Genomic DNA, 20,942 nt, shown 5'->3' on the forward strand with positions numbered 1-20,942 from the left:
GACAACAAAATGCACCTTCAATTTAAAGAAGGTGCATGAAAATTCCGTATCCACCATAACATGTTTTAAATATTGATTGCTGCGTAAAAGCTCTCTCTAACAGCTGAAGTAATATTTCCTATTTTTCTACAGTCACCAACAACATATGTTTCATCAATAATATGTGCTAACTCATCTGCTGCTTTGCTATTTGGTCTTACACCAAGCGATAAAATTACAGTATCACATTCTAAATTTTCTATGCTGCCATCCTCTTTAGTTATTACCGCTCCCTTATCTGTAACTTCTGTAAGTCTAACTTTTTCAATAACCTTAACACCTGCTGACACTGTCATAGCGCGAAGTGTTTTGGATACCAACATACTAGCTGCTCCCTTTGCATCAATTTCATTAATAGTAAGTATATCAATAATTGTAACATTATGACCAGACTCTGCTAAAGCGTATGCCGTTTCTGTACCTGTAAGTCCTGCACCTGCTAAAACTAAATTTTTACCGACCTTAGCTTTTCCTGTATCAACATCAGCTGCTAGAACTACATTTTTACCATTAATGCCAGGAATACTCGGAATAATGGGGCTAGCTCCTACTGCAATAATTAGAGCATCTGGATTTTCTTTTATAATAAGTTCTTTAGTTGCAGTGGTATTGAGCCTAATCTCAATCTCTTTAGTTTTATTTGTCATATTTACTGTCCAATCAAAATATCTCTTAATATCACCTTTAATTGGATTTGAAGCTGCTGGAATTAGGCTTCCCCCAAGCTTACCTTCTTTTTCAATAATAATAGGTCTATGGCCCCTTTCCACTAGTCTTCTTGCAGCCTCCATACCAGCACATCCTCCGCCAATAATAAGCACTTTTTTGCTTACCTCAGCTTTTTCAACCTTAATAAGCTGCCACTCTCTTCCAACCATAGGGTTAACTGTACACCTAATAGGCTTAGGGCAAGCATGTGGATCTGAGCCACCTGTACATATGCAACATCTAATACAAGGTCTAATTTCATCAGCTTTACCTAATCTTGCTTTATTTACAAGGTCTGGATCTGCAATAAAACTTCTAATCATGGCAACCATATCAGCTTTACCCTCTGCTACTGCCTTCTCTGCTAGTTCCATATTAAAAGAGCCAACTGCTACTACAGGTATATCTAATTCCTTTTTAAATTTTTCTGCTAAATGCAAATTTGTTGCCATAGGTACATATGATGGCTGAATCATCATATTAATTACTGCTAAATTATATAAGTTACCAGCAGAAACATGCATTAAATCAACTTTATCTTGTATTGCTTTAGCATATTTAATTGCATCATCAACACCAACACCATTTTCTGTAAGTTCATCACCACTTATACGCCACTCTATTGCCATGTCATATCCAATTCTTTCACGAACTGCTAAAAGAATTTCTCTTGCAAATCTTGTCCTATTTTCTATGCTGTCACAACCATATTCATCTGTTCTTTTATTCATGGCTGGAGAAAAGAAATTAGCAATGGTATGTCCATGTCCACCATGAATCATTATCATATCAAAATTAGCCAATTTACAGTTTTCTGCTGCATCTGCAAAGGACTTTACAATATATTTTATATCTTCCTTAGTATAGTCAGCTGGCAAATGTTCTTCATCTCTAAGGTTAAGCTCAATAGACGCAAGTGAACCATATCTGTGAATAGCATCCGTTAAATTAAAAAGACCATGTACAACATATTTATTTGACAAATTAACAACATACTTTGAATGACTTGCATATTCTTTAGTAACAGGACTGTCACCAACTGTCACAATACCTGCTCCTCCCTTAGCCATAGCTGCTGTATATGCAATAAATTCATTTGTAATATAACCATCTTCTGTAGTTGTAAAAGGTTCTGCTGGAGATACCTCAATTCTATTTTTTGCAGTAAGTTTACCAAATTTAATAGGTTTAAATATATTATCAAAAGTTTTCATTTTTACCCCTCCTATATTCCCCTAACGGTTAACTGCCCACTACTTAAGGTTTCTCTTTTTGTTAACAGAATGATACTGGCATGATATTATGTGGTCATCAATCATCCCAATTGCTTGCATAAATGAATAGATTATTAGAGGTCCAACAAATTTAAAGTTCCTCTTTTTCAAATCCTTACTAATTTTCTGTGATAGCTCATTTTCTGCTGGAACTTCGGATTCACTTTCCCATTTATTTATAATGGGTTTAAAGTCTACATATTTCCACAAATAGTTAGAAAAACTTCCAAATTCATCTTGTATTTTTAATACTTCTAATGCATTACTCCTTACAGATTTAAGCTTTAGCCTGTTTTTAATTACAGCATATTTCTGCCTTATTTCTTCAAGTTCCTCATCACTTAATTTTGAACAATACAAAATATCAAAATTATTAAAAGCCTTTTTATACTCATCCCTTTTAGAAAGCACAGTGCTCCAGGATAGTCCTGCTTGAGCTCCCTCCAAGGAAAGCATTTCAAATATATATGTATCATCATAACTTGGTATGCACCATTCTTTATCATGATATTTTTGCATTATTTCATTTTTACCAGGCCATTTACAATTATCCATACAATCACTCCAAACACTTTTAAGTACAGTTATTATAACATTTTATTTTGACAACTGCAGGTCATATTATGGATGAATAATTTAAAATTGAAAAATTCCAAATTCCAGTCTTATCCTAATAAACAAGGTAAATCATCCTTAACTGGAATCTTTTCACTGTTATGCCTTTCAGTTTACTGGCATATTTTTCGCATAGGCCACAGCAAAAAAATACTTATCTTTACAATTTGAAGATATTTTTTTATAAATCTGGACACTATTTTAGGAATACCCCAAATGTATACAGGATAAGCTATTCCAACCCTAGTATATCTGGTACAAGTTAACCTTTAGTTTATCATTTCCTCTACTAAATTGTATCACAAAATATCATCTAAACTATTGGCCTTATAATATAAAAAAGATAGCAAAGCTCTTAGCATTAGAGTTTTGCTATCTTTTTTGACCATACATTATAGATAGACAACGTGAAACTTAAAAATTTAAAATTCTAAGTTTATTCTGAAAAACTAGGATTTGACTTAGAGTACAGAGTACAATTAACAGAGGACAGTGAAGGATGATTTTTTTCTGCTATCGCTTCAAAAAATCTTAAACTTAATGCTTGCACATGGCTTAAAACATAATATTCAGCGCAGCCGATACTATAATAAGTTCTAAGATTTACCTAAGAGAAGCAAAAGATAAATTATCCTTAACTGTCAATTATCCTCTGTCCATTGTCAACTGATTAAGTCGTACAAAATATTACTTGTAAAATTATAAACATTGATCATTTTAATCTTTCAGGTTGTCTATCTACGTCCTTATACCCGTTGAAAAATGAATTTATATTTTTTACCATATATATTCTTTCTTTATAACTTAAATTTTTGTACCATCTCGCTGAGCTTCTGAGAAAGTTCTGCTTGACTTTGTGAAGATTTTGCAACTTCAGTAATAGCAGCAGTAACTTCGTGAACACTACTCATTATTTCTTCTGTACCATTAGCTGATTCTTCTGCCACAGCAGATACGTTCTGCATAGCTCCATTTATTTGCGTAGTTGCTCCATTCATTTGAGTTGAAGAAGAATGAAATTTATCTATAAGTTGAAGCATGAACCCAGCATCCTTTTCATATTGAATCCCCGTATTCATGAGAAGTTCATAGTTAGGCTTTACATTGCTTCCCATAAATTCAAGCACCTGCTCTCCACTTTGTGAAAGATTTTTAACTGCTGCTTCAACTTGCAACACCATACTTTGAATTCTAGTAACAGCTTCAGATGACTCTTCAGCAAGTTTACGTACTTCATCAGCAACTACAGCAAACCCTTTTCCATGTTCACCTGCCCTTGCAGCTTCTATAGCGGCATTTAAAGCAAGTAAATTGGTTTGCTCTGCAATGCTGCCAATAGAATCGGCCATTGTTTTTACCTCTTCTACAACTTTAACATCTTCAATTGCCTTTAAAATATTTGAGCGGCTTTCATCGTAAATTAAATTGCCCTTTTCTATACTTTCTGCAGCTTCCTTCTTTATTTTAACAGCACGATTTGTTATTTCCTTCACCGAAACCGAAGCGGACTTGGCATCTTCTAAAAGTATATCTGCAGTGCCATTTATCTCTTCTGCAGAAGCACTTACCTCCTCGGTTGTTGCACTTAAATCTTGAACTCCACTAGCTATTTCATTTGTAGATTCATTTACAGCTTCCATTTTTGCTGATATTTCTTCAGTTGTTGCCGAAAGCTCCTCACTTGTAGCACTTATGTCATTTGCGCCATTCATTATTTCAAGTATCAAATTTTTTATATTATCCCTTGCTACATTTAGTTCCTTTAACATATTGCCTATTTCATCCTTTGAATCTATTTTAATATCCTTAGTTAAATCACATTTACCAAAGGCTTCAGCAAATGACAAAGCTTCTTTTACCTGCTTTGAAATCATAATTGCGATAAAGGTCCCTAATAAAATTGCTACTGCAAAACTAAATATTACTACAAAACTTGTAATAAATAATGAATTTGTATAAGTTGAATTGTTTTCCTTGTATGCTTCATCAGCTTGATTTACATTATTCTTTATTAATTTGTCCATATCTGAGTAAACTTTTTTTCTAATTTCAGTAATTTTAGAAAATGTATCAGCAGCTTCAACATAATTGTTTTCATCCACAGATTGTATTACTGAATTACTCACCTCAATATATGAGCTAAAATTGTTCTTTAAATCTGAAAAATCGCTTTTTTCTGATTGTGAAAGTAAGGACTTTTCATATGTACTTATAAGCTTATTATTGGTGGAAAACATATCATTAATGTCACCCTTTATACTGTCTTTTTCACTGGCATTCTTTTGATATACAAGCTTTAATAAATCAGAACGCACATCAGAAAAATTTTCTTTAATAGTAGTTAAATTATTTATAGAAGCTAGATTATAATTATACATAGAAGCTGCATTGGAATTAATTTTATTCATATTAAATAGTCCAATTATTCCTATAATACCTACTAATATTGCTACTATAATAAAAGCCAATATTAGCTTTTTAGCTATTTTAAGATTTTTAAACCACGCCATAACTTTCCTCCTCTCATATACATTATAAAAACATTTTATAACATAAAAATCCAAGTCATTGATAAAAAATTGTTGTAATGGATATTACTTTGTCATAAAATTTATTTTCAACTAAATATAGCAAACTTTCCCTCGATATTTAATATATTTTTGAATAATATGAAAGGAATGGTTATAATATGGAGAATTTAGACATTAAAATAAGCAGCATACTAAATACTTTTTATAAAACCACTGGTATAAATGCAGCTTTTTCAGACACTAAGCTTAATCTCATAACCTTTAATACTGAAAAAAAAAACAGCTTATGATTTTTCTATTTTAGGCATGAGTGAAATATCTTCATATCTAGCAGAAGGCTTCTCAAAACCTCCAGTAAAGGAAGCTTCATTTTATACATATTTTTTACCAAATAATTTTATATTCAATATTGCTTTTGTAATTAACAATGGAGACTATATGGGTGCCTTTGTAACAGAACCAATGTTAATAAAAAGTCTTAATAAAAAAGAAATTGAAAAGCTTTTGTGCTATTCATCTTTATCCTTAAAAAATAAAAAGGTATTAGAAAATTTGATATTAAAAATACCTGTAGTGCATTATGATCAAATCAAGCCTATAGGTAATGTTCTACACTGTCTTTCAAAAACTGTTTTTGAACCAGAAGTACTCCAAGTTTTACATGGATCAAGTATTGATTCTAACACAAATATCAGTAATCTAAAAATCAATAAAGACTATGATTTTTCCATCCTGCCGCATTCAAAAAATAGTACTAAATTTACTTCTTTTACAAATATAACTACCTTGATAAAAAGTGGCAATACAGAATTGCTTATAAAAACCTTAAGCAAAATTAACATAGTAGAACTTCTGGATAATAACTTATGTGATTCAGATTTTATTAGAGCTTTAAAAAACAATTTTATTAAAATTTGCTCTATGGCATGCTGTATAGCAATCGAAGCAAAAGCTCCATATGAAAAAATCATGGACATTACTGATACTTATATATACAAGGTTGAAAATTTACAAAACATAAATGACATTTATAATCTAATTAAGGAGGCTTTAATTTCTATTACAAACATTATTGCTAAAAGCCATAGAAATTCTTATTCCAAATATGTTAACAATGCTATGAACTATATAGAGCAGAATTATGCAGAAAAAATTTCATTAGAAATGCTAGCAAAATACACAAACCTTAGTACTTACTATCTATCAAAACAAATAAAAAAAGAAACTGGATTAAATCTTCTGGATAATGTTAATAATATTAGAATTGAAAAAAGCAAATATTTACTACTTAATACAAACATAAGCATACTAGATATCGCTCAAAAGATTGGCTTTAACTATCAAAATCATTTTGCAGCAACTTTCAAAAAATTCACTGGCATTTCGCCAAATGAATTTAGAAAAACTCTTGGACATAAAGAAAATTTAAATAAAGACAACTGCTCTTCTGATAAATTTTCTAAACAATTAATTGAAAAAATTCACATTAAACTTTCTATGTTTTCAAATTTATTTGATACTGCACGTATTATAGATCCTATTAATCACAATTCCATTGTAATTAAAGATAAGGAAAACATTATGTGCAAATGCTGTAATCCTAAAAATCAAAACGACTACTGCGAAAATTGCATTTTTATTGCGGCATACTTACAAAATGAAACAATCTTCAAAATTTATAGTAAACATAAAAAGATTTTTTTAGCCGCGGCTATTCCCGTAACCTCAGGAAAGATTACATATATTGTAGAAGTATTAAAAAATGTTTCTAATAAAATTTCAATTAATGTAGATGAAAAAAATTTAAAGAAGTGCTTTCTAAATGTCAAAGAAGATTTTTTAATTAATAAAAATACTGAACTTACTATTCCTCAAAGTAGAATATATATTAACAAAAAACTTAATATAAATATCCGGAGCAGTGCTCTTTATAAAAAATCTCTCTTCATAATTTTATTTACCCTTGAAAACCCAAGTTCCACAACAAATTCCCACCAATATAATACATATGATTATGTAATAAGTACACTTTGTCACATCATATCAAATTCATTATTAAGTCCAAAAGATTGGGTTGGGCAATATACTAAAAATATATTTCTGCTGGCACTAAATGACATCAATTGCAAAACTGCCATGGATACTGCTAAAAAAATCAAAGAAAAATTTAATTTTACTATGCTTCGTAAAAATAAGGAATATTCAAAATTTGCTTTAACTTATGGTATTGCTTCTTATTCTAACAATACACCTAATCCAGAAACTTTTATAAAGCAAGCATTCATAAATATGAATAAAAATTAAAATAAATTTAAGTTAGAAAAATAACAAAACATCCCAAAATTTTGTTATTTTCTAACTTAGATTAATGTTTTTTAATTTTATATTCATTAAATTAACTTTGAAACCTTACTTAACTCTTCTGACCTTGCAGTTATTTCCTGTACACTTGCAGTTATTTCTTCCGTAGCTGAAGCCTGTTCTTGACTTGAAGCTAAAGAGTCTTTACTTTTTTCACTTACTTCTGTAACTTTCATTTTAATATCATCTGTCAACTTTTTAATTCTTGGAACTGTGCTTATTGACTGTTCTGACAGCTTTCTAATTTCTGATGCCACAACACTAAACCCTTTACCTGCCTCCCCTGCTCTTGCAGCTTCTATTGATGCATTAAGTCCCAGCATTTTTGTTTCATTTGCAACTTTTTTTATAAAAGTAGATACCTCATTAATTTCCTCTGAAAGAGTTATAATCTCTTCTATATTTGAATTAAGCTGCTGTTCGTTAGTATGTATTTCTGATGCAGAAACTGCCAATTGTTCGATTGCCTTTGATATATCTGTAAGACCATTTTCTACGTTTTCTGAAATTTCTCTAAGCTGAAAAGCTACTTTTTTTGGTGTTATGAATCCAAGTGTTGCAACAACTTCCGTTCCATTATCTTCATCATAAAGAGGATGGTTTACTACTAAAACTGGTTCACCGTACTTACTTGCATCAATTTCTATGAACTGAGGCTGCTTTGATTTTATCGCCTTGAAAGCTATATCTGTATCTTTAATCTCATATCCAATGCTTATTGAAGGCATATCAAATTTTTCAGAAGGCTGTCTATATGCAACCTTCTCAAGATCAGTCATGTAGATAAACGCTCCTTCATGAAACATATCTGCAAGAATAGGTGCAAAATCTTCAAAAGCTGCTGCAACAGGATGAAGTTTTGGAAATACTGCTGAAAAGCATCCATTTATCTTTCCGGATTCATTTCCCACAGGGATTGCAATAGTTATAAGCCTCCTTCCATATAAAGAACGCGGAATTTTTTCTGTAACAATTTTATCTTCACTCATGGCATGGCAAGCTATACTATCATTAGGAATTTTACTGCCAACATAAAAAATGTCCATATCAAATTTTTTTGTTGCCTTTTTCCACACTACTTCCCTTTCTTTAATATTTAAAAACATTATGCCTTCTGGAATCATATCAGCAATGATATCACAAAATGTCTTTATAGATTCTAATTCATTATACTTAATCATATATAGTTGCCCCCTTTTATTTGTTAAAATTTCACTTCTTATTCAGTACCGTAATTTAAGAACATAATTTGACATAATATTTTACAAATTTAATATCCTTAATTTGCAACTTTTTATAATTTATTTAATACTATATTCTTCTTATTTCTCAAAATTCCTCCTTTTTTAAATTTTTTTTATTTTCGGACATTATTTTTTATTCTTAGCTAATATATTAAAAAAATAGGCCAATTCCATATGCAGAAATTGGCCTATTGTAACACTACTTAGTTTATTAACTTTTCCATCTTTTAGCCTTATCTATAGAAATTCCAAATTGATCAAGTACTTTCATTATGTGATGGTTTATTATATCATCTATAGTCTTAGGGTTATTATAAAATGCCGGCATTGGTGGCACCAGCTTAACACCTATCCTAGACAATTTAAGCATATTTTCTAAATGTATTGAACTTAATGGAGTCTCTCTTGGACATAAAACTAATTTTCTACTTTCCTTAATCATAACACTGGCTGCTCTTGAAATAAGATTATCATCAAATCCATTTGCTATAGAGCCCAGTGTTTTCATGCTGCAGGGCAAAATCACCATTCCCTCAGTTATAAAAGATCCACTAGAAATACCTGATGCTAAATCCCTGTATTCACAATTAAAATCTGCTAATCCTTTTACATAATCCAAGGTATATTCTGTTTCTATTTCTAAATTCTGTTTTGCCCATTCGCTCATAACAAGATATACACTTATATCTTCAATGTTCTTTAATATTTCAAGTAACCTTACTCCATAAATCGTCCCTGTGGCTCCTGTAATTCCAACTATAATTCTCATATTATACTCCTTGCTGCATTTATTAAAGATAGCCCATCTGAAACTTCAAATTATTTGTACCAAAATACTGACTTATAATCACTTTGGTGGTTGGAAAGTTTTAGCTACATTTTAACTTTAAACACAATTCTTCTGTAATTTTAAGTGCTAAATCCTTAACACACTCTATCTCCTCTTTAGTTATATTGTCAAAATGTATACCGCAGCATATTACAAAATTGCCAGAGTACTTTTTATTTAACACCTCTCCAACAGCTTCTGTAACAAACTTTTCTTTATGTGTTCCAAAGCCAATCGTCTCAGCTTCTTTATCGTAACTAAAAGTTATTGAGCCAATATGCTCTTTTCCACCAGTTATGATTACACACAAATCTTGTCCCATTGCAACAGCCTGTAGTCTAAGCTTTATCCTTTCTACCTGTCTATCTATTGTTATCATTTGCTATTCCTTATCTTTAAGGATATCTGGAATTGGTGGCATTACTGGAAGAGAATTTATATCCTTACGATTTATTTTAAATCTTTTATCATATTTTTCTGGATTTATAATATCTTCACTTTCTGTAGATCTCCATGAAAAGTTACACTCATTGCATATATATACTTCCCATGCATCATCTTTAGGTGCTTTTGTTAACAATTCTACTTTTTCAGAATCACATCTTGGACAAATCATTTATTTATTCCTCCTTAAATTTTCCATGTAGTTATACCAGTGATTGCTCTTTTCTGGCGGATCTAATGGATTTACCTTCCTAGCCACATCTGGAGCAACAGGTGTAGTAGCATCAATAATAAGTTTTGTATGCATTCCAGCAGGCTCTGATGAAGGATCAAGCGGCATACCTGGCGCATTTGGGATAAGGACTACATCTTTATCTGGTCTTACCCTTGTAGTAAGTGCCCACATAACCTGTGGAAGATTAAATGGATCTACTGTTTCATCAACTACAATAATTATTTTAGAATATGGCATTCCATGTGGAGTTGATAAAAGTCTCATAGCTACTGACTTTCCATATCCTCCAAATCTGCACTTAGTAGAAATTATAACGCCAATTCCATGAGTGTACATTGCATTAACCGCTGCAACCTCAGGGAAATCTCTTTTTAACTGCCTATAAAGAGGCAAGCTTGTATTTAATCCAACTAAATAATCAACTTCTGTCCATGGCATTCCTATATATAAATTTTCAAATATAGGATTTTTTCTATAAGTTACTGCTGTTATTTTTATTTCTGGTTGAAGCCTAGCTCCAGAATAACTTCCCGGGAACTCACCAAAAGGTCCTTCTATTTTTCTAGCTCTAGGAATAATATATCCCTCTAATACAATTTCACTTCTAGCTGGAATATCTAAATTTCCATTTTCACTCTTTGTAAGTTCTATAGGTTGTCCTTTTAATGCTCCAGCAAATTCATATTCTGACTGAGCATATTCTATAGGTGTACTTGCCATAAGATTAAGTACCGGTTCATTTCCTATGCATATTGCTACTGGAAGCTTTTCATTTCTTTCTTCCGCTTTTCTTAAGTGAACTGCTATATCATGAAATTGGAGCGGCTGAATCCCAAGTAAATCTTTTCCCTTTACCTGTATTCTATATGTACCAACGTTCTGCTTTCCAAAATCATCTGGATCTTCAGGATCTCTTGTAACCGTAAGAGCTTTTGATAAGTAAAAACCACCATCATATTTATTAACTCTAAATAGTGGAAGTATATCAAAGAGATTGATATTCTCTGTTATCTTAACTTCTTTAACAGGAGCATCATTAACCCAAACTGGTTTTACAGGATAGTTTGACCATCTTTTATCTAATTCAAAAAACTGTTCTTTAACGGGAGTATTTTTAGGAAGCCCAAGCATAAGCGCGTGGTTTTGCCATGAACCATGTACATTTAATAGCACACTATTATTATAACCTTTAATATTTTTCACCAAAACAGCAGGTCCATTATCTATATCTGCAGCTGACTTCCCTATTGCTGCCAAATCTGGTTCTGGCATAACTTCATCTTCAATTTCTATTAACTGTTCTTCGTTTTGTAGTACCTTTATAAATTCTCTAAGATCTCTATATATCATATTTCCACTCCTTTATACAAAATTTTATTTTATTTTTTATTTTATGTCATAAATTATACTCTTAAAGCAATTTTATATCAAGATTTTACATATTTGCATTTATAAAATATAATATAACAACATTTTCTTACTCAATACTAGCTTTTTAATTACTTTTTTCGGTTTTATTTTAATAATTTATTTATATCTATCCAATTTTAAGCACAACTTATTTGATTAATATTTCCTATTGTACTATAATTTACTCATATTCAATTATTTAGTTTAATTACATTTTTTATTTTAATTTTCACTTTTTATGTATAGGAGGATATATGATGACACAAACTTATGAGAAATTTCTTTCAGATCCTTATTTTAATGAGAATGAGGATTCTTTACTACTGTACTTTTTAGATAAAGCCTGCCCTATGTTCCAGGAATCTTTCCCTTTAGATACTGCTATAGGTGTAACAGATAAAGAAAAATTTTTATGTTACTATAACGGTAAAGAATTAAATTGTGGTGAGCTTGAAGGTAAAGCAATTCCATATGGAGGACTTATTACAAAGGCTCTGCAATCTGGAAATATAGAAAGTGGCTTAATGCCTAAAGAAACTTATGGAGTTCCTTTCAAAGCATCAGTAATACCAATAAAAAATAAAAACAACAAGGTAATTGGCACATTAAATGTAGCTGTAAACTTAAAAAATCAAAGTATCTTATCACAGGTTAGTGAAACAATTCAAGCTTCATCCGAAGAATTAAGTGCCACTTCACAGGAAATTGCGTCATCTGCCCAATTGCTTTTAAACAAAGTTCTAGAAGTTCAAGATTATACAAATAAAATAATGAACAGCATAGGTGAGACTAAAGAAATATTAGACTTTATTAACCGAATTTCAAAAAATACTAAACTTTTGGGACTTAATGCTGCTATTGAATCAGCAAGAGCAGGTGAAGCTGGAAAAGGTTTCTCAGTTGTAGCTAATGAAATTCAAAAAATGTCACAATCTAGCAATGAAGCTGTAAGCAACATCAAGAATATTTTAGGAACTATAAATGATATTGCAGCTAAACTAAATGAAAAAGTCAATGAGACCACAGATATATCAAATACTCAGGCCTCAGCCACAGAACAAATCTCAGCTTCTGCTGAAGAACTAAGTTCCTGCACTTCTAATATTACTGAGATTGCTAAATTAGTATAAGCCTCAATTTTTAGTACATAAAAAATATAATTGCTACCCTATCTAAACAAATTAAGCAGGTAACAATTATAAATAAAAAGGCTAAAAGCTTAAAATAGCTAATGTTAAAACTCTATAAGTAATATTGGGGACGCTTTAATCAGTTGACAATTGTCAATTGTCAACTGATATATGTTCACATAACTAACATGTTCCAAAATAAATTTCAAGTTTCAGTATGGTTTATCTTTAATATTGCAACCCCTTAATTAACTTACGCTAACCCTATTTCTTCCACTTTCCTTTGCTTTGTATAGGGCAATGTCAGCATTCTTAACTATTTCGTTATATGAAAAATATTCACCAGATTCCTTTTTACAATATTCCGAAACACCAAAGCTAGCAGTAACCTTAATAGGTATATCTTCATAAATAAAATTGTAATTTTCAAAGGCAGCTCTAATGCTTTCAATTAATGACACAGCCTCCTTAAGCGTCAGCTTTGGTAGAAAAGCTATGAACTCTTCACCACCATATCTTCCTATAAAATCCTTATCCCTAATTTTACTTTTAGATATGTATGCTATTTCCTTTAAAATATAATCTCCTGCCTGATGTCCATAAGTATCGTTAACTTGTTTAAAGTAATCAATGTCAAACATAAATAATATCCCTTTATCATCTTGTTTTTCTAATTCAGTAAGCTTGTTACCCACAAGTTCTATAAAGCATCTTCTATTTAGTATTCCTGTAAGCTGATCAAACTTAGCCATTTTCTCCAGCTCAAATATAATATTTTTTTCCTTGGTTACATTAGAAATTAGTATGGTACTTCCTATTTTATAGCCTTTATAATATAAAGCTTTGGGTCTTGCTTTAAAATAACTTATATTATCCACAGAGACAATACTAAATTCAAATACATCCTCCTTAAAACTTTCTGGTAAATTCTCCTGTGAGTATTCTTTTTTACTTCTGCACCACATTTTTAGTGACTTTCCAAACTCAGGAGCTTCCCTTGTACAAGATTCTATTTTTGTACCAATAATGCTTCTGTCTAAGGCTTTAAACACTTCTTTTGCAGCATAATTAAAATCCTTAAGATTAAAATCAGTATCTACGACAAGTACACCATCATAAACCCAATCAAATATTATTTCTCTAGACATAGGAATAATATGCATCATATCAAAAGGGTAAACAGCATATGCAAACACTACATAAACAAAAAACATTATAAATGCACCATAGTCCATTTTAAGCGGCACAATTTGAAATTGATCAAACCCTTCAAAAAATAAAACACTTATTGATGCACAGACCATTATTTTAAGCTGATGACGTTCAAGCCCTACTGCTTTTGAAAAGGCTTTATAATACATTGCAATTGAAATTATCATACAAACATAGAAAAAAATATAGTAAAGGTAATACCAAAAACACTTTTGGTACGATAAAACATAAAAGTAGCCGTTATTAATTAAGGTTTCGTTCCTATACATTAAATGAAAGTAATCATTTGTATACCTAAATATAACTGTAAGTATAGGAATTATAAAAAGAATCGATATGCATGTCCTACTAATTTTTTTATCTTTAGCTGCCAGGGAATGAGCTTGTATAATCCAAAGTGATGGAATAAAGGCCAAGCCTAAATACTCAATTTTACCCCAAAGATTCACATCTCTAAGTGATGTAGAGGTTATTTCCATGCCATAACCAAATGCATACACTGCCGAACATAGGCAAAGAAAAAAAAGCGGTAATGCACCCAAAGCCTTTCTTCTTCTCCAGGAACAAAAAGCAACGACAAGGATGCTGAAGGTTTCAATATAAAGAAAACTACTTAAAAGATTACTTATCCTTTCCATGAACCTGCTCACTTTCTACGAAATATATTAAAATAATAGCTTTTAATTTTATTTTAATACATATGCAGAAACAATGAAACATTATGAACAGTTTTTAACAATAAGAATAAAACTGTCCCATTAAGATGTTAAATCACAATTTATAAAGGCTGCTATAGATAGACAACTTGGAAGATTTAAATTCACAATACCAAGTTTATCCCTATAAACTGTAAATTGAAGAAGAGTAGAGAGTAAGGAGTAGAGAGTAGAGTGAATGTGGATTTACCTTTCGCTTCTCTCAGATAAATCTTAGAAATCATTAGTATTAGCTGCGCTAAATATTATATTTTAAGCTATGCGCCAGCATTAAGTTTTAGATTTTTCGTAGCGTTAACGGAGAAAAATCATCCTTCACTGTACTCTGTACTCTAAGTAAAATATTAGTTTTTAAGAATAAACTTAGTGTTAGCCATTTCAAACTTTCAAGTTGTCTATCTATTAAAGATAAACCACTCTGAAACTTGAAATTTATTTGTACCAAAATGCCGTCTTCTGGGCATTATGGTGCACATGAATTTAAATAGTTGAAGCGGTTTATCTATAAGTAATAACAATAGTAAATGAATATGCATATATTGGAGTTTTAGCATAAGCCCATGTAAGGCAAAGTAACAATGCTGAAGGAGCAGTTTAAAAAAATCCTATAAATCTTGATAAAAAAAATCGTAAAATATCTTTATATTTTACGATTTTTTTATCTTAGATTTATAGGACTCTTTTAATACCATGAAGCATTATTACTTTGATTTGTTTTTTGATATTATATCAAAAGCAACTGCTGCTAGTAGAACAGATCCCTTAATTGCCATCTGCCAGTCACTACCTACTCCAAGAATTGACATACCATTATTTAATACACCCATAACAAGGGCACCAATTATTGCTCCTATAACTGTTCCAACTCCACCTGTAGCTGAAGCTCCTCCTATAAAGCAGGCAGCGATAGCATCAAGTTCAAAGTTATTACCTGCAGTTGGTGTAGCTGCCATTAAACGTGCTGTAAAAACAATACCAGTTATTGCAGAAAGAACTCCCATGTTTACATAAGTTAAGAATAAAACTTTGTTTGTATTTACACCAGAAAGTTTTGCAGCCTTCTCATTACCTCCAATTGCATATATATGTCTTCCAAAAGTAGTCTTAGTTGTTATAAAGGAATATACAACTATTAATACTGCAAGTATAACGAGAATTACTGGTATTCCTTTATAAGTTGCAAGCCAGAATGCGAATAAATTTAATACTGCTAATATAACTGCAAGCTGAGCTATAAAAAACGGAACTGGAAGTACATCAAAGCCATATTTTTTCTTGCTAACTCTTTTTTTGATTTCAAGCATTAAATATACGACAGAAATTATTACTGAAACTAAAATTGTTGTAGCATTAAAGTTTGGATTTTTCCCCAAAAAGTCTGGTACAAAGCCACCGCTTATCTGCAAAAATGCTTTTGGGAAAGGTGATATGGTTTTACCTTGAAGCACTATTAATGTTAATCCTCTAAATAGAAGCATACCTGCAAGTGTTACTATGAAAGCTGGTATTCTCACATAAGCTATCCAAAAGCCCTGCCATACACCTATTAATACTCCTACGAATATACCTATAATTATAGCTACTGGTATACTTACCTTCATTGTTACTATAAGAGTTCCTGTTATTGCACCAACTATAGCAACTACAGAACCAACAGAAAGGTCAATATTACCTCCTGTAAGTATACACAAAACCATACCAATTGCCAGAATAATAACATAACTGTTCTGAAGAATAAGATTAGTAACATTCTGCGGTTTTAAAAGTATCCCATGAGTTAAATACTGAAATAGTGCCATAATAACAACTAAAGCAAGTAACATCGCATATTGTCTTAAATTATTTTTAAATATTCCCTTTATTTTATCCACTTTCTATACCCCCTTACCATTTTTCACAATGCATTTCATAATGCTTTCCTGTGACGCATCCTTACGATCAAGTTCTCCAACAATTCTTCCTTCATTCATTACATACACTCTATCGCATAAGCCAAGAATTTCAGGAAGCTCTGATGATATTACAATAACTGATTTACCTTCCTCTGCCAATTTATTTATAATTGTATAAATTTCATATTTAGCACCTACATCTATACCTCTAGTAGGCTCATCTAGTATCAATACATCTGGCTCTGTAAATATCCATTTACTTAAAACTACCTTCTGCTGATTACCTCCAGATAGATTAACAGTTTTCTGCAAAATACTTGAGCTCTTAATGTTTAATTTTTCACGATACTCTTCTGCAATACGAATTTCCTTATTTTCATCATTAATACCATAACTACTTATTTTATCTAGATTAGCTAATGTAATGTTTCTTTTAATATTATCTATAAGATTAAGTCCGGCTTGCTTACGATCCTCTGTAACATACGCAAGTCCATTATTTATTGCCTGCTTTACATTTTTAAGAACAATCTCTTTGCCATCTTTTACGATAGTACCAGTTATGTGCTTACCATAAGATCTTCCAAATATGCTCATAGCAAGTTCTGTTCTTCCTGCACCCATAAGTCCTGAAAATCCAACAATTTCTCCTTTTCTAACCTTAAAGTTTACATCCTTTACAACCTTTTGCCCCTCATTTACTGGATGAAAAACATTCCAATCCTTAATCTCAAACGCAACTTCTCCTATCTTAGGATTTCTCTTTGGATAACGATTTGTAAGATCACGACCAACCATTCCTTTTATAATTCTATCCTCAGTCATGTCGTGGACTCCCTTTGTGAGAGTTTCTATAGTAGTACCATCACGTATTACTGTTATTTGATCGGAAACCTTTTCAACTTCATTAAGCTTGTGAGTAATTAAAATTGAAGTTATGCCATCTTTTTTAAGCTCCAACATAAGCTCTAGTAAGTTATCAGAATCCTCTTCATTTAGAGCTGCTGTAGGCTCGTCTAATATAAGTAGTTTAACGTCCTTCGCAAGTGCCTTAGCTATTTCAACAAGCTGCTGCTTACCAACACCTATATCTTTTATTAAAGTGTTAGGATCATCATTTAAACCAACCTTTTGTAAATACTGCTTAGCCTTCATATAGGTTTCATTCCAGTTAATAAAGGAAGACTTTGCTCTTTCATTACCAAGAAACATATTTTCTGCTATTGAAAGGTAGGGAACCAAAGCCAATTCTTGATGAATTATAACTATGCCCTCTTCTTCACTATCTTTTATTTTTTTAAACTTACATTCTTTACTGTTAAATATTATATTTCCGGTGTAGCTGCCAAAAGGATATACTCCACTTAATACATTCATCAGTGTGGATTTACCGGCTCCATTTTCACCACATAAGGCATGAATTTCGCCTCTATTGACCTTTAAATTTACATTGTCAAGGGCTTTTACTCCGGGAAAAAGCTTTGTAATATTTTGCATTTCCAAAATTATATCAGCCATATCTATGCTCCTTTCTAAATATTGATACCTATAATTTATAAAAGGACTACTTTACTTTTCTAAATTTAGCGCTGCTAGAAAAAAACAGAGTACAGTGCACAGTGTAGAAGGTAATGCCCCAAACATCATCCAGGATTACCCTCACTGTACTCTAAATAAATCTTTGTAATATTCTTATCTAGTGCAGCTGTCCTTCTTTAAACTATTTAATATCTGACTCACTGTAGTATTTTGTATCGATAAGAACTTGTTTGTAATTGCTCTTATCAACGCTAATTGGATCACATAAGAAAGATGGAACAACCTTTGAACCATTATTATAAGTCTTAGTATCATTTACAGGAGCTTTCTTACCTGAAACGATAGCATCAACCATCTTTACAACATTAGTTGCAAGATTTCTTGTATCCTTAAATACTGACATTGATTGTTGATCATTTTTAAGTGCAACTACGTTTGGCTTATCGCAATCTTGTCCAGTTAAAATAGGGAATGGTTTGCTTGAAGTACCATAGCCTGCATTCTTTAAGGAAGCAACTACACCAATAGCTAAGCTGTCATTTGGTGAAAGAACAACGTCCAATTTAGCACCACTTGCATATTTTGAAGTTATAATGTTATCCATTCTTGCTTGTGCAGTTTCTGATTTCCAGCCTGAAATTGCAACTTTATCAAAATCAACTTGTCCACTTTTAACTACTAATTTTCCATTGTCGATATATTTCTTTAGGACACTCATTTCACCTTGGTAGAATACTTTTGCATTATTGTCATCAGGGGATCCACCGAAGACTTCCATATTGAAAGGTCCTTTGCCATCCTTTAAGCCTAACTTATTTTCAATAAACTGACCTTGGATAACTCCTACTTTAAAATTATCAAAGGTTGCATAGTAGTCAACATTAGGTGTATTCATTATTAAACGGTCATAAGATACAACCTTTACTCCTTCATCAGATGCCTTTGATAAAACGTCTGTAAGTGCTGAGCCATCGATAGGTGCAATAACAATTACCTTATCTCCTGAAGTTATCATATTTTCAATTTGTGATACTTGAGTATTAACATCATTCTCAGCATATTGAAGATCAACTTTATATCCTTTAGCTTCAAGCTGAGATTTCATATTTGTTCCATCTTGATTCCATCTTTGAAGTGATTTAGTTGGCATAGCTACACCAATTTTAGAATCACTTGCTTTTTTACTTGTTGTGCTTGAACTGCTAGATGTACTTGAACAACCAGCAAATCCTCCTATCATAGAAGCTGTTAATAAAGCTATAAGAAACTTTTTCATAAAAAATCTCTCCTTTAGTTTTTTATTGTTTTCCCTTGATCTGATACTATAATACCGTAAACGTTGTCATATTACCCTACATTAAATTGTTGTAAACCTTTACTTATATGTCTTTCTTTCATATAAAAAAAGTGCTATATAGCATTTTGTTGCTATGTAGCACTTTTTTGCACTGGCTCTATGTTCTTAATTTATACTCGGAAGGTGTTACCCCCTCAATCTTTTTAAATACTCTGCTAAAATAGTTTGGATCATTATACCCTACTTCATAGCAGATTTCTTTTATACTTCCAAAACCACTTTCCATCATATCTTTAGCTTTTTCAATTCTTAAATCCGTAAGATAATCCATATAATTTTTGCCTACTGAAGCTTTAAATATTTTACTAAAATAAAATGAACTTACTCCAACGTGATGAGCAGTTTCTTCTAAAGTAATGTCTTTGTTATAGTTCTCCTTAATAAATTCTTTAGCTTTTTCTAATAATTCCCCATGCTCACTATTTATTCTTCTGTCAGCTGCAGTAAAATCCTGCTCCGCCAGTTTACTTTTTTGCTCCTCTTTATTTGAATCATTAAAATCTTCATAGTGATTAATACCGCTGACGCTTGAGCTAAGAGCTTCACTGTAAGATTTAGAAAGCCTTTCTATGCTGTTATAATTTCTTCCTATACCAATGCTTATATTAATCCCTATTTTTTTTCTTATAGCCTCTGCCATTTTGCCAGCGAGAGATACAGACTCTAGCTTTATAGTATATTCGTCTGAGTTTTCACTGCACTGAACAAACATAACAATATTCTTTGTAAACATGCTGCTTATGATGGCATCGTAATGAGGCTTTATAAACTCCTCCAGGCAGCTTTTAACCTTGCTTTTCACTTCATTAGTTATTTCATCATTAATTCTTACTACCATACAGTATCCAGCTTCGAATTTAAGATTTAAATAATTGAGATATGCTTTATAATCAATAGCCTTCAAATTATCCGATATAATTGCATAAACAAGTTCATTTTCCAGCATAGGCAGCATTGCATAGATTTTTTCTTTAAGATCAAATTCCACGGTCCTATTTCTTTTTTGTTCTTCTAATATATCCAAAGCCTTATTAATTCTTTTAATAAGTTCATCCTTTTTAAAGGGTTTAAGTATATAATCCTTTACCTCATTTACTATAGCTTCCTTTGCATAAGCAAAATAATCATAAGCTGTAAGTATAATAAAATACGTGTTATTTAAACTCTTTTTTAGCTCCTTTATTGCTTCAAGTCCATTTATACCTGGCATTTTTATATCTGCAATAACAATATCCGGCTTAACATTAAACCCTATTTCTATGGCTTCCCTTCCATTTTTAGCTTCATATATATTAAATACCTCTGTAAAAGTATTGGCTATTACCTTTTTAACTGCCTTTCTTTCTAATTCCTCATCATCTGCAATAAGTAAGTTAAACATTTTATTCCTCCATATTGTTTCAATT

16 protein-coding genes are annotated in these 20,942 nt (G+C 31.4%); 3 read left to right on the forward strand and 13 right to left on the reverse strand.

The genetic code is table 11. The features are described 5' to 3' along the window. Nucleotides 1–65 precede the first annotated feature (65 nt). The 3 genes from ACJDT4_RS16015 to ACJDT4_RS16025 form a co-directional block, all read right to left on the reverse strand. A complete protein-coding gene (locus tag ACJDT4_RS16015) occupies nt 66–1,961 on the reverse strand; it encodes an NAD(P)/FAD-dependent oxidoreductase (protein ID WP_406788584.1) in 1,896 nt (631 codons plus the stop codon). Between the two features lie 39 nt (nt 1,962–2,000). Then, a complete protein-coding gene (locus ACJDT4_RS16020; RefSeq protein ID WP_406788585.1) occupies nt 2,001–2,576 on the reverse strand; it encodes a DNA-3-methyladenine glycosylase I in 576 nt (191 codons plus the stop codon). 857 nt (nt 2,577–3,433) lie between these two features. Continuing rightward, nucleotides 3,434–5,146, reverse strand: a complete 1,713-nt coding sequence (locus ACJDT4_RS16025; RefSeq protein WP_406788586.1) for a methyl-accepting chemotaxis protein — start codon at nt 5,144–5,146, stop codon at nt 3,434–3,436. A 179-nt stretch (nt 5,147–5,325) separates the two neighbouring features. Between ACJDT4_RS16025 and ACJDT4_RS16030 the strand changes: the two genes are divergently transcribed. Together ACJDT4_RS16030 and ACJDT4_RS16035 are read left to right on the forward strand one after the other, a co-directional pair. Further along, nucleotides 5,326–5,457 (forward strand): hypothetical protein, encoded by a 132-nt coding sequence (locus ACJDT4_RS16030; protein WP_406788587.1) that lies wholly within the window; start codon nt 5,326–5,328, stop codon nt 5,455–5,457. Between the two features lie 16 nt (nt 5,458–5,473). Beyond that, nucleotides 5,474–7,471 carry a helix-turn-helix domain-containing protein gene (locus ACJDT4_RS16035; RefSeq protein WP_406788588.1) on the forward strand — a complete coding sequence of 666 codons (1,998 nt, stop codon included), beginning with the start codon at nt 5,474–5,476 and terminating at the stop codon, nt 7,469–7,471. Nucleotides 7,472–7,557: 86 nt separating this feature from the next. On the opposite strand, the gene ACJDT4_RS16040 is transcribed toward ACJDT4_RS16035, so the two are convergent. From ACJDT4_RS16040 to ACJDT4_RS16060, 5 genes are all read right to left on the reverse strand, one after another. Then, complete coding sequence (locus tag ACJDT4_RS16040; protein ID WP_406788589.1) at nt 7,558–8,709, reverse strand: methyl-accepting chemotaxis protein; 1,152 nt, start codon at nt 8,707–8,709, stop codon at nt 7,558–7,560. Between the two features lie 274 nt (nt 8,710–8,983). Further along, on the reverse strand, nt 8,984–9,541 hold the full coding sequence (locus tag ACJDT4_RS16045; protein WP_406788590.1) for a UbiX family flavin prenyltransferase: 558 nt from the start codon (nt 9,539–9,541) through the stop codon (nt 8,984–8,986). Nucleotides 9,542–9,641: 100 nt separating this feature from the next. Next, nucleotides 9,642–9,980 carry a prenylated flavin chaperone LpdD gene (lpdD, locus tag ACJDT4_RS16050; RefSeq protein ID WP_406788591.1) on the reverse strand — a complete coding sequence of 113 codons (339 nt, stop codon included), beginning with the start codon at nt 9,978–9,980 and terminating at the stop codon, nt 9,642–9,644. Between the two features lie 3 nt (nt 9,981–9,983). Next, the gene (locus ACJDT4_RS16055; protein ID WP_406788592.1) at nt 9,984–10,217 is read right to left on the reverse strand and encodes a non-oxidative hydroxyarylic acid decarboxylases subunit D; all 234 of its coding nucleotides are present in this window, start codon (nt 10,215–10,217) and stop codon (nt 9,984–9,986) included. Continuing rightward, nucleotides 10,218–11,630 (reverse strand): non-oxidative hydroxyarylic acid decarboxylases subunit C, encoded by a 1,413-nt coding sequence (locus ACJDT4_RS16060; protein ID WP_406788593.1) that lies wholly within the window; start codon nt 11,628–11,630, stop codon nt 10,218–10,220. It lies immediately after the preceding gene. 317 nt (nt 11,631–11,947) lie between these two features. On the opposite strand from ACJDT4_RS16060, the gene ACJDT4_RS16065 reads away from it, so the two are divergent. Then, nucleotides 11,948–12,820, forward strand: a complete 873-nt coding sequence (locus ACJDT4_RS16065; protein WP_406788594.1) for a methyl-accepting chemotaxis protein — start codon at nt 11,948–11,950, stop codon at nt 12,818–12,820. A 248-nt stretch (nt 12,821–13,068) separates the two neighbouring features. On the opposite strand, the gene ACJDT4_RS16070 is transcribed toward ACJDT4_RS16065, so the two are convergent. The 5 genes from ACJDT4_RS16070 to ACJDT4_RS16090 all read right to left on the reverse strand — a co-directional run bounded on the left by ACJDT4_RS16070 (nt 13,069) and on the right by ACJDT4_RS16090 (nt 20,917). Continuing rightward, the gene (locus ACJDT4_RS16070; protein ID WP_406788595.1) at nt 13,069–14,670 is read right to left on the reverse strand and encodes a histidine kinase N-terminal 7TM domain-containing diguanylate cyclase; all 1,602 of its coding nucleotides are present in this window, start codon (nt 14,668–14,670) and stop codon (nt 13,069–13,071) included. A 779-nt stretch (nt 14,671–15,449) separates the two neighbouring features. After that, the gene (mmsB, locus tag ACJDT4_RS16075; RefSeq protein ID WP_406788596.1) at nt 15,450–16,619 is read right to left on the reverse strand and encodes a multiple monosaccharide ABC transporter permease; all 1,170 of its coding nucleotides are present in this window, start codon (nt 16,617–16,619) and stop codon (nt 15,450–15,452) included. Between the two features lie 3 nt (nt 16,620–16,622). Continuing rightward, nucleotides 16,623–18,158 (reverse strand): multiple monosaccharide ABC transporter ATP-binding protein, encoded by a 1,536-nt coding sequence (gene mmsA, locus ACJDT4_RS16080; protein ID WP_406788597.1) that lies wholly within the window; start codon nt 18,156–18,158, stop codon nt 16,623–16,625. Between the two features lie 202 nt (nt 18,159–18,360). Then, nucleotides 18,361–19,455: a multiple monosaccharide ABC transporter substrate-binding protein gene (chvE, locus tag ACJDT4_RS16085; protein ID WP_406788598.1), complete on the reverse strand. Its 1,095-nt coding sequence runs from the start codon at nt 19,453–19,455 to the stop codon at nt 18,361–18,363. Nucleotides 19,456–19,633: 178 nt separating this feature from the next. Continuing rightward, nucleotides 19,634–20,917, reverse strand: a complete 1,284-nt coding sequence (locus tag ACJDT4_RS16090) for a response regulator (protein WP_406788599.1) — start codon at nt 20,915–20,917, stop codon at nt 19,634–19,636. Between the last annotated feature and the right edge of the window lie 25 nt (nt 20,918–20,942).

It is taken from the genome of Clostridium neuense (assembly GCF_045310695.1).
In the GTDB taxonomy this organism is placed as follows: domain Bacteria; phylum Bacillota; class Clostridia; order Clostridiales; family Clostridiaceae; genus Clostridium_S; species Clostridium_S neuense.

What these genes read in the sequence shown, in the direction of transcription:
- ACJDT4_RS16020 (WP_406788585.1), bottom strand. Translation starts at nt 2,576, where the DNA reads ATGGATAATTGTAAATGGCCTGGTAAAAATGAAATAATGCAAAAATAT.
- mmsA (WP_406788597.1), bottom strand. Translation starts at nt 18,158, where the DNA reads ATGGCTGATATAATTTTGGAAATGCAAAATATTACAAAGCTTTTTCCC.
- ACJDT4_RS16045 (WP_406788590.1), bottom strand. Translation starts at nt 9,541, where the DNA reads ATGAGAATTATAGTTGGAATTACAGGAGCCACAGGGACGATTTATGGA.
- ACJDT4_RS16065 (WP_406788594.1), top strand. Translation starts at nt 11,948, where the DNA reads ATGACACAAACTTATGAGAAATTTCTTTCAGATCCTTATTTTAATGAG.
- ACJDT4_RS16055 (WP_406788592.1), bottom strand. Translation starts at nt 10,217, where the DNA reads ATGATTTGTCCAAGATGTGATTCTGAAAAAGTAGAATTGTTAACAAAA.
- lpdD (WP_406788591.1), bottom strand. Translation starts at nt 9,980, where the DNA reads ATGATAACAATAGATAGACAGGTAGAAAGGATAAAGCTTAGACTACAG.
- ACJDT4_RS16025 (WP_406788586.1), bottom strand. Translation starts at nt 5,146, where the DNA reads ATGGCGTGGTTTAAAAATCTTAAAATAGCTAAAAAGCTAATATTGGCT.
- ACJDT4_RS16015 (WP_406788584.1), bottom strand. Translation starts at nt 1,961, where the DNA reads ATGAAAACTTTTGATAATATATTTAAACCTATTAAATTTGGTAAACTT.
- ACJDT4_RS16035 (WP_406788588.1), top strand. Translation starts at nt 5,474, where the DNA reads ATGAGTGAAATATCTTCATATCTAGCAGAAGGCTTCTCAAAACCTCCA.
- ACJDT4_RS16040 (WP_406788589.1), bottom strand. Translation starts at nt 8,709, where the DNA reads ATGATTAAGTATAATGAATTAGAATCTATAAAGACATTTTGTGATATC.
- chvE (WP_406788598.1), bottom strand. Translation starts at nt 19,455, where the DNA reads ATGAAAAAGTTTCTTATAGCTTTATTAACAGCTTCTATGATAGGAGGA.
- ACJDT4_RS16070 (WP_406788595.1), bottom strand. Translation starts at nt 14,670, where the DNA reads ATGGAAAGGATAAGTAATCTTTTAAGTAGTTTTCTTTATATTGAAACC.
- ACJDT4_RS16060 (WP_406788593.1), bottom strand. Translation starts at nt 11,630, where the DNA reads ATGATATATAGAGATCTTAGAGAATTTATAAAGGTACTACAAAACGAA.
- ACJDT4_RS16090 (WP_406788599.1), bottom strand. Translation starts at nt 20,917, where the DNA reads ATGTTTAACTTACTTATTGCAGATGATGAGGAATTAGAAAGAAAGGCA.
- ACJDT4_RS16030 (WP_406788587.1), top strand. Translation starts at nt 5,326, where the DNA reads ATGGAGAATTTAGACATTAAAATAAGCAGCATACTAAATACTTTTTAT.